General features: G+C 54.8%; 12 protein-coding genes. 7 read left to right on the plus strand and 5 right to left on the minus strand.

Annotated features, from left to right (window positions below; all coding sequences use genetic code 11):
• Positions 1 to 9: 9 nt before the first annotated feature.
• Both dctP and AC2FLD_RS11055 read right to left on the minus strand, forming a co-directional pair.
• Complete coding sequence (gene dctP, locus AC2FLD_RS11050; protein WP_496669593.1) at positions 10 to 1,020, minus strand: TRAP transporter substrate-binding protein DctP; 1,011 nt, start codon at positions 1,018 to 1,020, stop codon at positions 10 to 12.
• Between the two features lie 91 nt (positions 1,021 to 1,111).
• The gene (locus tag AC2FLD_RS11055) at positions 1,112 to 2,413 is read right to left on the minus strand and encodes a Gfo/Idh/MocA family protein (protein ID WP_496669591.1); all 1,302 of its coding nucleotides are present in this window, start codon (positions 2,411 to 2,413) and stop codon (positions 1,112 to 1,114) included.
• Between AC2FLD_RS11055 and AC2FLD_RS11060 the strand changes: the two genes are divergently transcribed.
• The gene (locus AC2FLD_RS11060) at positions 2,412 to 3,065 is read left to right on the plus strand and encodes a GntR family transcriptional regulator (RefSeq protein WP_170353340.1); all 654 of its coding nucleotides are present in this window, start codon (positions 2,412 to 2,414) and stop codon (positions 3,063 to 3,065) included. The genes AC2FLD_RS11055 and AC2FLD_RS11060 overlap by 2 nt on opposite strands.
• A 514-nt stretch (positions 3,066 to 3,579) precedes the next feature.
• On the opposite strand, the gene AC2FLD_RS11065 is transcribed toward AC2FLD_RS11060, so the two are convergent.
• A complete protein-coding gene (locus AC2FLD_RS11065) occupies positions 3,580 to 4,050 on the minus strand; it encodes a GNAT family N-acetyltransferase (protein ID WP_496669589.1) in 471 nt (156 codons plus the stop codon).
• A 632-nt stretch (positions 4,051 to 4,682) separates the two neighbouring features.
• Between AC2FLD_RS11065 and AC2FLD_RS11070 the strand changes: the two genes are divergently transcribed.
• On the plus strand, positions 4,683 to 6,566 hold the full coding sequence (locus tag AC2FLD_RS11070; protein WP_496669588.1) for an SLC13 family permease: 1,884 nt from the start codon (positions 4,683 to 4,685) through the stop codon (positions 6,564 to 6,566).
• A gap of 175 nt (positions 6,567 to 6,741) precedes the next feature.
• Here AC2FLD_RS11070 and AC2FLD_RS11075 read toward each other — a convergent pair whose 3' ends face one another.
• Both AC2FLD_RS11075 and AC2FLD_RS11080 read right to left on the minus strand, forming a co-directional pair.
• Positions 6,742 to 6,903 (minus strand): hypothetical protein, encoded by a 162-nt coding sequence (locus tag AC2FLD_RS11075; RefSeq protein WP_496803719.1) that lies wholly within the window; start codon positions 6,901 to 6,903, stop codon positions 6,742 to 6,744.
• 267 nt (positions 6,904 to 7,170) lie between these two features.
• Positions 7,171 to 7,695, minus strand: a complete 525-nt coding sequence (locus tag AC2FLD_RS11080) for a ZrgA family zinc uptake protein (RefSeq protein ID WP_496669587.1) — start codon at positions 7,693 to 7,695, stop codon at positions 7,171 to 7,173.
• Positions 7,696 to 7,949: 254 nt separating this feature from the next.
• On the opposite strand from AC2FLD_RS11080, the gene AC2FLD_RS11085 reads away from it, so the two are divergent.
• From AC2FLD_RS11085 to AC2FLD_RS11105, 5 genes are all read left to right on the plus strand, one after another.
• The gene (locus tag AC2FLD_RS11085; RefSeq protein ID WP_496669586.1) at positions 7,950 to 9,221 is read left to right on the plus strand and encodes an imelysin family protein; all 1,272 of its coding nucleotides are present in this window, start codon (positions 7,950 to 7,952) and stop codon (positions 9,219 to 9,221) included.
• An 86-nt stretch (positions 9,222 to 9,307) separates the two neighbouring features.
• Positions 9,308 to 9,601, plus strand: coding sequence for a (2Fe-2S)-binding protein (locus AC2FLD_RS11090; protein WP_496669584.1), 294 nt, complete (start codon positions 9,308 to 9,310; stop codon positions 9,599 to 9,601).
• The gene (gene bfr, locus AC2FLD_RS11095; RefSeq protein WP_050604713.1) at positions 9,549 to 10,034 is read left to right on the plus strand and encodes a bacterioferritin; all 486 of its coding nucleotides are present in this window, start codon (positions 9,549 to 9,551) and stop codon (positions 10,032 to 10,034) included. The genes AC2FLD_RS11090 and bfr overlap by 53 nt, the downstream gene beginning before the upstream one ends.
• Entirely contained in the window at positions 9,994 to 11,541 is a 1,548-nt protein-coding gene (locus AC2FLD_RS11100; protein ID WP_496669582.1) for a di-heme oxidoreductase family protein, read from the plus strand. The genes bfr and AC2FLD_RS11100 overlap by 41 nt, the downstream gene beginning before the upstream one ends.
• 3 nt (positions 11,542 to 11,544) lie before the next feature.
• The gene (locus AC2FLD_RS11105) at positions 11,545 to 12,555 is read left to right on the plus strand and encodes an imelysin family protein (protein WP_496669580.1); all 1,011 of its coding nucleotides are present in this window, start codon (positions 11,545 to 11,547) and stop codon (positions 12,553 to 12,555) included.
• Position 12,556: the final 1 nt, after the last annotated feature.

Genomic DNA, 12,556 nt, shown 5'->3' on the forward strand with positions numbered 1-12,556 from the left:
TTACTGGGCTCAGTTGCCCAAAGCGTTGATCTGATCCAGAACGCCTTCGGGCCATGAGCCAGCGAATTCGCTGTCCAGATACATAGACTGTACCTGATCGCGGAACGCAGCGAGATCGGGTTCGTAGATCTCCATTCCTTGCTCTTTCAGAAAACTGACAAGATCCTCTTCTTTCTGAAGTTGCTTCTGACGGCCTGATTCAGCTGCTGCGTCCGCAGCTTCCTGAACCTTGGCTTGCTGTTCCGGCGTCAACCCGTCCCAAACTTCTTTGCCAATGGCGATATAGTTCAAGTCGACCAAGTGCGATGTCAGGATGATCTGATTGGTCACTTCGTAAAACTTGGCATCAACCACGGTTGGCAACGGGTTGTCCTGGCCGTCAACGGCGCCGGTCGACAGAGCTGTGTAAACCTCTGAGAACGCCATTGGTGTCGGGGCAGCACCCAACGCTTTGCCAAGGAACTGCCACGCATCTGTGCCCGGCATCCGCAGGTTCACACCCTCCAGATCAGCCGGGGTGCTGACGGTCAGTTCATCCTTGGGTTGGCGCAGGTTCACCTGACGACGGCCCAGATACATGACCGACAGCAGTTTGACGCCCAGTTCTTCTTCGGCCTTTTGCTTGAAGGCATCCATCAAGGGATCGTTGAAGACAGCCACCTGATGCGCGGCGTCCTGGTGGACATAGCCTGCTGTAAAGATCGAAAACTCGGGGAAGAACTGTGCCAGTTCCTGCGCCGAGGTGATCGACATTTCCAGGTTGCCCCGGCTGATGGCGTCCAACTCCGTACCTTGGGCGAAGATTGTCCCGTTATAGCTGGGCTCATACGCCGCAAATTCAGCGACCATAGGTGCGAAAACCTCGGCCATTGCGACCGAGCGCTGATCGGTCTCCGATCCTGATGTTGCGAGGCGAAGTTGAACTTTGTCTTCCGCCAGCGCACCACTTGTTGCGCTAAACAGAACACCGGTTGCGACCAGGGCTGATACAGCAGCCCGGCGGGTAAGTTTGGTAATCACTTTGCTCCTCCCTGAGACATCATGATGCTTCTTTTTTGCGATTCAGAGTTTTGACCTATTTTGGACATTTTGCAAGATGTTTTACAAAATATCAGATATTTTTCATTACCTGCAAGCTCTGTTGCTGCGTTTCCTGAAGGTTTCTTATCCTGACAGTCTCGCCAGTTCTGCAAGAATTCTGAATAGCTTCAATAACTTGAAGCGTTCTGAACCCTTCCCATCCAGACACAATCGGCACTGCTTCGTGCCGAGCTACTTCAACAAAGTGCCTGAGCTGATTGACCAGAGGGTCAGACGCACCCTTCTTCAGCGCGGTCGATGAAATAGGTGTCCACCAGTCCCTTTGCTCACTCTGGTAACTCCACAATCGAAGATCGGGAACGGACAACGAACCATGAGAGCCACCTATCATGTAGCTACTCTCAGTGGTCGACGGATAGATTGGATATTCCTGAGACGTCATCTCCCAGCTCCATGGAGCAACGATGCTATCGGACACACTTATGGTCCCGATCGCCCCACTTTCAAACGTCAACAGCGCGCCGGCGACATCTTCGTTGTCGTAACCCCGCTGCGATGAAGCCGACTGAGCCTGAACGGTCACGACTTCTCCGGCCAGGTACCGCAGCAAATCCACATCGTGGACAAGATTGACCGAGATGGGCCCTGCACCGGGTTTCTTTCGCCAGGGCGCAGCATCAAAATACTCGTCTGGCTTATAGAACCAGCAATTCGCATGGACAGCGCGCACATCTCCAATCTTCCCATCGACAACGGCTTCCTTAGCCGACCGGATCAGAGGATTGTGCCGACGATGATGTCCGACCATCAGTGGCACATTGGCCTTCTCCGCTGCTTGAACAAGCTCAAGTGCAGCGGTGGCTTCCACGGCGATCGGCTTTTCGACGAGAACGGGACAACCATGTCGAATACACGTGAGGCCTTGTTCAACATGAAGCGTGGTCGGGGTCGCAAGAACAGCTCCGTCCGGCGTCTGATTTGCAAACATTTCCTCAAGGGTCTCGTAACATGCGACCCCGTGCTCAACGGCGTAAGCACGACCTTCATCGCTGGGGTCGACCACCGAGACGAGATCAACATGGCGCAACGCTCGGATAGCGTCCGCGTGGCGGCGTCCAACAAGACCAATGCCGACAATGGCAATGCGAAAATTCTTAGACACTTTGCTTCCTTTCGGAGGGTCTGGAAAATCCCGAAACCGATGATTGCGATCGGGCTGCTTTGCCCAACTTGGCCACGACCGTATTGGGGTTTTCGCGATTCCGCAATAATGTATGATATTTTTATTTTTACCATACATCAGTTTGGATTGCTGATGTCTCTGAAAAATGCTAATTGAACGAGGAAACTGATAATATCGGGTGAAACGCATGGCGAAACAGCCGTCTACGATAGGTGCAAGCACCTATCAGCGCATCAAGCGGGACATCATCTTCGGGGAGCTGCAGCCCGGCTCCAAACTGAAGCTGGACGCCTTGAAGGAACGCTACTCGGCAAGCCTTTCGACACTTCGTGAAACGCTGAACAGGCTCGCCAGCGACGGATTTGTCGAAGCTCCCGAGCAACGGGGTTTCCTGGTCACACCAGTTTCACGAGAAGACCTGACCGAGATTTCAGAGCTGCGGGTCCTGTTGGAATGCCACGCGTTGGAATTGTCCATTGCGAATGGCGACACGGATTGGGAAGGCAACCTCGTTGCCGCACACCACAAACTGCACCTGATGGAACAGCAGCTTCTCAAGGGCGACGAGTCCGAGAAAGAAACCTGGAAACGATATGATTGGGAGTTTCACCAAGCGATGATCGCGGCCTGCAACTCCAAAAACCTTCTGTCTCTGCACTCCATCATCTACGACAAATACTTGCGGTATCAGATGCTTGTGCTGACTTATCGCGGCGAAGAGGCGGTCAAGGAGCACAAGGGCATGTTCGATGCCGCGCTGGCCAGAGACGCCGACACGGCGAAGAGGCTGTTGGAAGATCACATTCGAAATGGCCTCCAGCATACCTTGGAGGCTATGTAAGACGTTCCCCTTGCCACAATAGCGACAACCTTCAACGCAGAGCACCCCGGTGAAGGCCAATTTCTTTTGATCGAATTCGCCAGTCAGGGCACCGCTACGACAATTTACCTTTCGGCTTACCCCTTGAAGGTCACGGCACCCATATTTTACAGAGTGTTAATGTGTGGGGTTTGTGTCCAAGACGGACCTCCGCTACCATTAAATCCATAAAATAGATGCCTAGACGATCCAGTTCGTGCGCGTGCATCCTCTAGAAAGCTACCGGTACCATATCTGTACCATTTAATCTCACGTTCACAATTGCATCGGCGAGTATGGCGCGGCGCGTCTATTGCAGACAGCGGCGCGACTATTGGCTGTAATCTGATTCAATATCCGGTCTGTACGCCACAATGCAGGCCCTCGATATGAATGCAGCACTGGGCCTCAGTGACTGCGGCAATGCACAGGAAGCGGACTTGGCTCAAAGGGCAGCACTTTGTAGTCTTAGACAGCGGCTATGCGGACTTAGCCGTCATTCGGTTTCCAGGAGAAACTTGAGGAAGGTCTCCCCATCATATTCCTGCTCACCAACAAAAACCGCGCCAAGTCGGTCGAGCGCACTAAGATTCTTGCGCGACGGAGGCAGCAGAAACGTCACGAATGGAATGCGCTTGTCGGCAATGGCGAAGTCGATCGCTTTTCTTGAAATGCGCGCACCAAGTCCGAATGAGCGCGGCTTGAGAACCAACCCGAAATCCCATTCGTCCCCCTCTTTCTGAAAACCACCCCAACCAACATACTTGTCGTTAGACAATATAGCCCAATGGCCAAGCCCATCGCGGTTCCAGCACGCCTCTTTGGTCGCGACAAACTTGGCGACAGCGGCCTGATCCCATTCGAAATTCAGCAAAGGCATGTGTTCCGCCACACGCGGGTCGGACATGTGCGCAACGATCTCGGATGGATCGATCTCGGGCAATCGGGTGAAATTAATCTCGTGCATCGCTTGGGTATTCGTCCGGGCTTGTTTGCCCGTAAATATGAGCCTGCTGCACTCCGAACAACAGCAAATGGCCTATCAGACGCCGACGAGACATCGATTTGAATGTCTTGATCGGGCTCAGACCGGTCATCTGACGGTTTCAATAGGTCATAGAGTCGGTTCTGACCGCATCAAGGTCGGCTGAGCGGGAAAAGCAGGCGTTCGCAAATGACTAATCAAAGACAGCTTTACCGTGTCCGATATCAATGCGTGAAAGATTTAAACGGTTCAGAAGGTGTAGACGCCCCCACTGTTCTCGATGTGCTATTGTGGGTTAGCCAACTACCTGAATGGAGGCGTCTAAAGATGAGCCTAGCGGGTCGTTGTAAACAGTGAAATCACACCCGGTTGGAGAGACAAATCCGCGTTCAATTCACGTAAATCAAGTTTCGCGCGGCACAGGCGTCGGATTGCATTTCTTTGAAATTGCGCCGTCAATTTTGAGGTCGATAACAACTTTACGGCAGAGTCTTTGCTTGACATGCCTTGAAACTTTGTTGCGCTGTCTCAATGAAAATCGAAACATCATGACAGGGTAAGCGCGATAGTCTAAGTGTTTACTTTAAACATAAAACAAAGTCTCGGTGAACTCCGTGGAACAAGTTACCTTTACGTTTGAGATGGGAGTGGTTTGCGCTTTGTTGGCCTTCACCGTCTTTCTATTCGTTTCAGAAATTGTCAGAATTGACCTCTCCGCCATATTGGTTCTGGTCCTCGTTGGCCTTCTCAGCTACGCACCGGGGCTTGAGAACCTGGCAGATGTCACGCACCTATTCGATGGGTTCGCGTCGAATGCCGTTATTTCTATCATCGCTGTCATGATCGTCGGTGCCGGTTTGGACAAAACTGGCATCATGAACAAAGTTGCTGCGGTTATTCTCAAATATGGTGGCACGGCCGAAAACCGGGTGTTGCCGATCGTTTCAGGGACGGTCGGGGTTATTTCATCATTCATGCAAAATGTCGGGGCAGCTGCATTGTTTCTGCCGGTCGTCAGCCGCATTTCCTCAAGATCTGGAATTCCCCTGTCCCGCCTACTGATGCCCATGGGATTTTGCGCCATTCTCGGCGGCACGATGACTATGGTCGGCTCATCTCCGCTGATCTTGCTGAATGACCTGGTCCAAACTGCAAACGAAGGGCTGCCTGAAGGTCAGAAAATTGAACCTTTCGGTCTGTTCTCGGTGACGCCAATCGGTGCGGTTTTGATCCTAACCGGGATCGGGTATTTTCTTCTACTTGGGCGCTGGGTTCTGCCTCGAGATACCGGGTCTGACAATCTTGGCACAGGGCAAGGTACGCAGGAATACCTGCGACGGGTTTACGGGTTGCAGGCGGATGTTTTCGAGGTGATCGTGCCAAAAAAAAGCCCACTGGTTGGGCAGATTCTGGCTGACATAAACCACGAAAACCATCTCTACATTATATCCACGTTTTATCGCGGAAAAACGTCTATGGTACAGGTCCTGACAGCCGAGATTGCTGCTCCTTGCAGGCTTGCCATCATAGGAAATCGCTTGGTTGCCGAACAGTTTGCAGAGAAATTCGGTCTGACTGTTCTTCCTGAACTGGATATCTTCGTAGAAGAGTTTGCACCAACCAATGCCGGAATAGCCGAAGTCGTCGTGACACCTGACAGCAAGCTGATCGGTAAATGCCCCCGCGAGCTTTTGTTTCGCAAGACATACGGCATGTCGCTGCTTGCTATTCATCGCGGTGAAGAAACGCTCAGCCATGTCGAGACTGAAACGCACCAGTCCACTCAAATCGGGCTCGAAGAATTTCACGCGGGTGACATGCTTGTTGCACATACAAGGTGGGACAACCTGATGCGGATCAAACGCGATCCTGACTTTGTGGTCGTTACAACGGATTTTCCACAAGATGAATTACGGCCTCAGAAGGTCGGGTGGGCTTTAGCCTTTTTCGCTATTTCGTTGGCGCTGATACTGTTCACCGACGTTCGCTTGTCCCTTTGCCTTTTGACAGGCGCAGCCGGAATGATGCTCACGCGTGTACTCAGTGTCGATGAGGCGTATCGAGCGGTCGGATGGAACACAGTGTTTCTGCTGGCATGCCTCATACCTCTCGGACAAGCAGTACAAAACACCGGCACTGCAGCTTGGATCGCCCAGCAAATCATGTTCATTTTGAACGGTTGGCCGATTTGGGCGCTTCAAGCCGGTGTCGCGATATTGGCCACTGCGTTTTCACTGGTTATGTCAAATGTCGGGGCCACTGTACTGCTCGTGCCGCTTGCCGTTTCAATTGCCGTAGCCGCAGGCGGAAACCCAGCCGCCTTTGCGCTAACAGTGGCAATCTCGACCTCGAACAGCTTCATCATCCCGACCCATCAGGTAAATGCGCTCGTTATGGGGCCGGCGGGTTATAAGGTAATGGACTTTGTGCGATCCGGAGGCGTCATGACAGTTCTGTTCTTGGTGGTTTCCTTGCTGATGCTCAATTTGATTTACTGAACGGCGTGAACGAAACAAACAGCATGCTCTTCCAGCTCTTTCATCAAAGCAGTGCCAATGCCTTTACCCTTCTAATCTGGAGAAACGAAAACCAATTTCACTTCGGAGCCTTAGAGCGCTCCAGTCCCAAAAACAATGCCATCCGCCATTGCCACCAAGGTCTGCCTTTTGCCCATTAGCTCCAAGACTTTGTCGCTCGGAAATTCAGCCTCAAACGATCAACTTCAGATGGCGGATAATCTTTAGCATTGATCTGCTTGATGGCATCGCGGATCACGGTGCTTATCCCGTCCGCATGCTTTATTGTTGCGGTTTGCAAGGGTACTTCGCTGTCCATCTGCAATCCGTATCCCCACCGTTTCTTCCAGATCAGAGATTGGCGCGACCATGTCACCATCGTCTTTGACAGGTATGCGCAGTCATCCACCTTAGGAAAACGATAAATTGCGAAACCTACACGCGCGATATGACTGAGGGTTTCACCAAGCGATGATCGTGACCCGCAACTCCGAGGTACTTCTGTCTCTGCACTCGATCATCTACGAAAATGCCTCGCTTCCTGACCATTGAAACACTTCGATACCGGGAGCGGCGGTCTTTACGTTTACGGTAAGGATAAACGAGGTGTGGCGCGCGTGGTCTCATGGAATTGTGTTGTCCCATTGGATGCAATGCGAACAGTCAGCTTTTCCGTTCCGCTGAAACGCTCGAAATAGGCAAGATCCAAGCTGTTCACCGCACGGATGTCCTGACACTGAATGACATAGTCCGCCTGAAACTCTGCGTGACTTTCGTCAGACACGCCTTTGGAGGCATCACCCGCTGTGCCTTGATCTGTTATCTCATGAGTTAGAATCACATTGGCGGACGTGGTGAAGCACATCGCTTCGGACGGCACGACGAACAGGTTCAAGGGCTTGGACAGCTCGGAAATCGCAATAGCAACTTGCGTGCGCTCGTCATCGCTGGCGGCCGGAGCCTCAAACCCTACGATATCCATGCTCGGGACCTTGAGCGTCAGAGAAAACCCGGTTTCAGACAGCACGAAATCCAACTGGCCCGAACCATGGTTATGAGGCGTAACAATCTGCGTCGCTTGCGCCGCAAGAACTGCAGGAAACAGGGACATGGCCAAAACTGCACACTTCATTAACCGAACACCACAAACAGAATCACGTTGTTGATTCTAGCGCGAATCAACTGCCGCGCAATCTCAACAACCTGTTTCGACCCCGCCAGATATGGGGAGGTCGGCCGCGCTTTGCTTCACCCTTAACCTGACAATAAAACTCAGGTTGACATTGTCGACTTTTTCACTCAGATATTTCGCCACAACAAAAGCGGGACATTCCCGCACGATCAGACAGGAAAGTACCACCTTCCATGACCAAGTTTTTTGCAGCGGCCAGCACTCTGGCTCTTTGCGCAACAACCACCGCATTTGCCAAAGATGTCCCGTCGAAGGCCAACGTTCTGGACACATATACCAATATTGCCGAGGCCAAATTTGAAGACAGCCTGATTGCAGCGCAACGTTTGCAAGCAGCAGTCAATACACTGATCGCTGATCCGACAGACGCCACGCTGAACGCAGCCCGAGCAGCCTGGATCGCGGCGCGCGTGCCCTATCAGCAGACCGAGGTTTACCGTTTCGGCAATGCCATCGTTGATGACTGGGAAGGAAAAGTGAATGCCTGGCCGCTGGACGAAGGACTGATTGATTATGTGCATGCCGCCTATGGCGGCGCCACTGACGAAAACGAATTCGCCGTTTTAAACGTCATCGCCAACCCCAGCTTCGAGCTGTCAGGTGAGACCATCGACGCCAGCGAAATTACTCCCGAGCTGCTGAGCGACACGCTGCACGAGGCCGATGGCATCGAAGCCAACGTGGCGACCGGCTATCACGCGATTGAGTTCCTGCTGTGGGGTCAGGACATGAACGGCCACGACGCAGGCGCAGGCAACCGACCGGCCACCGATTATGCGCCGGGTGACGACTGTACTGGCGGCCATTGTGACCGTCGCGGTCAATATCTGAGTGCCGCCACCGAACTGCTGGTTAGCGATCTGGCCTGGATGGCGGAGCAGTGGAAAGAAGGCGGTGCGGCCCGCACAGCACTGATGGAGAACGAAGCAGCAGGTGTCAGTGCGATCCTGACCGGCATGGGGTCACTGTCTTATGGTGAGCAGGCCGGTGAACGGATGCGTCTGGGCCTGATGCTGAATGACCCCGAGGAAGAGCATGACTGCTTCTCGGACAACACCCATAACAGCCATTACTATGACGGTCTGGGCATCCAGAACGTCTATCTGGGCAGCTATACCCGCATCGATGGCACTCCGGTTTCGGGCGCATCGCTAGCCGATCTGGTTATCGCGACCGATCCGGCGCTGGATGCCGAGATGAAAGCGAAGCTGGGCGCCACCATGCAGGCCCTGGGCAACATCAAATCGACCGCCGAGGCAGGTTTTGCTTATGACCAGATGCTGGAGCGTGGCAACGAAGGTGGCGAGGCCCTGATCATGGGTGGTGTCAAAGGTCTGGTGGATCAGACCAAGACAATCGAACGCATCGTGTCAGCGCTGGAACTGGACGGGATCGCGTTCGAAGGTTCGGACAGCCTGGATAACCCCAACGCCGTCTTCCAGTAATCTCCGACCGGGCCGGGGAGAGCGACTCTCCGGTCCCTTCAAACCCTCCTGATCGCCTATCGGGGCGCGAGACAGAGCCAACAACAATGATTGTCTGCCACTGCACAAACATATCAGATCACGACATCCGCGCGGCCATCGACTGGATGCGCACAGCGGATCCGCGGACAATCATCACCCCCGGCAAAATCTACCATGCTCTTGGAAAGTCGGCGGATTGTGGCGGGTGTATGCCTCTTTTCCTAGACACAATGCGGGCAAGCGATAATCTGGAAGTACCGATGCAGCTCCGCGCCTTACGCGCCGGAGCATCACAGGAGAAAGCAGATGAAGGGCGATCCAAAGGTCATCGAATATCTCAACAAATCTCTGCGGCATGAACTGACTGCAGTCAGTCAGTACTGGTTGCACTACCGGTTGCAGGAAGACTGGGGCCTTGGCCACATGGCCAAGAAAAGCCGTGAGGAAAGCATCGAAGAGATGGGCCACGCGGACAAGCTGATCGAACGGATCATCTTTTTGGAAGGTCACCCCAACCTTCAGAAACTGGACCCGCTGCGGATCGGGCAGACGCCCAAGGAAACGCTGGAATGCGACCTTGCGGCCGAGATCGATGCAAGGGCCTTGTACAAGGAAGCGCGCGAATATTGTCGGGAGGCCGGCGACTATGTCTCAATGTCGCTGTTCGAGCAATTGATGTCCGATGAAGAGGGGCATATCGACTTCCTCGAAACGCAGCTCGACCTGTACGAAAGGATCGGCGAAGCCAATTATGCGCAACTTAACGCATCGAAAATGGACGAAGGCGAGTAGCCTTTTTGCCCTGTCGGTGGCCGCCCTTGCGGCCACCCCTTCCCTGTCAGCCGAGCTACAGGATCTGCATTTGAACATCACCCCCCGCACCGATGATGAGCGCGCTCGAATTGCCGTTGTGACGGCGCCACCGCAGTATTTCAGCGCGCCGCAGTCGTTCGAAGACCTCTCTGCCGGGGCCGCGACAGTCCGGGTGCGCAATGACGCCGATGCGTTTTCGCAACCCTCGGGCAATCTGAGTTTCGATCAGGAGCTGGATTTCAAGGTCGGCAACGGGCTGTTCAAGAAAATCTGGGTCTCGTCCCCGTCATCAACGCTGGCCTCTGACGGATTGGGGCCGCTTTATAACGCACGCTCGTGCCAGCGTTGCCATATCAAGGACGGGCGCGGGCATACGCCGAACGGGCACGATGACAACGCGATTTCGATGTTCCTTCGGGTCTCGATTCCCGGCACGCCGGAAGATGGCTATGCCGAGATCGCAGATTACATCGCCACCCTGCACGAGCCCAATTATGGCGGACAGATGCAGGATTTTGCACTGACAGGGCATCAGGCAGAATATCGACTGGATATTTCGCACGAGGAAATCCAGATAGAGTTGTCAGATGGCGAAACCGCAACGTTGCGGAGTCCGACCTATCAGGCGGCCGATCTGGGCTACGGCCCGCTGCACCCGGACGCAATGCTCAGCCCACGGGTCGCGCCTCAGATGATCGGGCTTGGCCTGCTAGAGGCGATCCCGGTCGAGGATCTGTTGGTCAAAGCAGATCCTGACGATGCGGATGGGGATGGCATTTCGGGCCGTCCAAACATCGTCTGGTCCGTGGAATACGGCGCGCCGATGATGGGCCGGTTTGGGTACAAGGCCGGGATGCCGACGATTATGGAACAATCGGCTGCGGCCTTTGCCGGGGATATCGGCATTTCCAACCCGCTCTATCCGGCTTCGCACGGCGATTGCACCGATTTGCAGGTGAACTGCGTTGAGGCCCCGCATGGCGACAATGACGTGCGCGGGTTCGAGATCGATCAGCAGGGCATGGATCTGGTTGATTTCTACAGCCGCAATCTGGGTGTGCCCGGTCGCCGTAATGTGGACGATCCCGAGGTGCTGCGCGGGAAAGAGGTGTTTCACACGACCGGCTGCGCATCCTGCCATACGCCGTCACATGTCACCCACCGCATGGAAGATCGCCCCGAACACAGTTTCCAGCTGATTTGGCCCTATACCGACCTGCTGCTTCACGACATGGGCGACGGTTTGGCCGACAATCGCCCCGAGGCCCGCGCGACGGGCCGTGAATGGCGCACACCGCCCTTGTGGGGTATTGGTCTGACAGAGCGTGTATCGGGCCACACACAATTCCTGCATGACGGACGGGCGCGCAATCTGCTAGAGGCGATCCTGTGGCATGGCGGTGAGGCACAGGCTGCGCGGGACACCGTTGTGTCGCTGCCAAAGACGGACCGCGACGCCCTGATCCGTTTTCTGGAGAGCCTTTGACCCATGCGTTACCTGCCCCTAATCGCCGCGTTGATAATGCCCGTCGCTTCACTGGCACAAGATCGTGCGCCGATCCTGATGGATGTGGCTGAGACGCATATCCTGCCCCGGTTCGCAAAGCTGCCGGAAACGACCGGAGCGCTGGTCAGCGCGGCGCTGGTGGATTGCACCCCGACCTCGCCTGCGTTGCGTGCAGCATATGATGACGCTTTTGACAGCTGGATTTCCGCCAGCCATCTGCGGTTTGGGCCGACCGAGGTCGATGATCGCGCTTTTGCCATGGCTTTTTGGCCCGACACGAAAGGGTTCACCTCTAAGGCCCTTTCCCAGCATATCGCGATTGAGGATGACGCCGTGCAAAGCCCTGAGGCTTACTCCGAAACGTCCATCGCAGGGCGTGGGTTCTTTGCGCTCGAACGGATGCTGTTCGACCCCGTCATTGCAGAGCAGGGCAAAGCTGAATATCGCTGCGCACTGGTTCAGGCGATTACGGCGGATATCGATGCCAGCGCGCAAGCGATGGCCGAAGACTGGCAGAGCTATGCCCCAAGCCTGACCCGGCCCGGAGAGGACAGCCGCTACCGAACACAGGATGAGGCGATGCAGGAGCTGTTCAAAGCCCTGACCACTGGTCTTGAGTTCACCGCCGATACCCGGTTGGGACGCCCTTTGGGCACCTTCGATCGCCCCCGCCCAAACCGGGCCGAAGCACGTCGGTCCGGGCGATCGTTGCGGCATGTGGAACTGTCGCTGATCGCCCTGCGTGATCTGGCGGCACGGTTGTCTTTTGACCATCCCGAAAATGCCGCTGATCTGGACGCTGCCTTTGCCCGCGCCATCGAGAACGCCCAATCCATTGACGACCCGGCATTGGCCGGAGTTACAGATCCCCAAGCCCGGTTCCGCATTGAAGCCTTGCAGCAATCTATACAAGACATCCGCGCCATTGCCTCAACCGAGCTTGGCCCGACACTGGGGATCAGCGCGGGCTTTAATTCGCTGGACGGGGATTGAT

The organism is Ruegeria sp. CDSA021 (assembly GCF_059612325.1).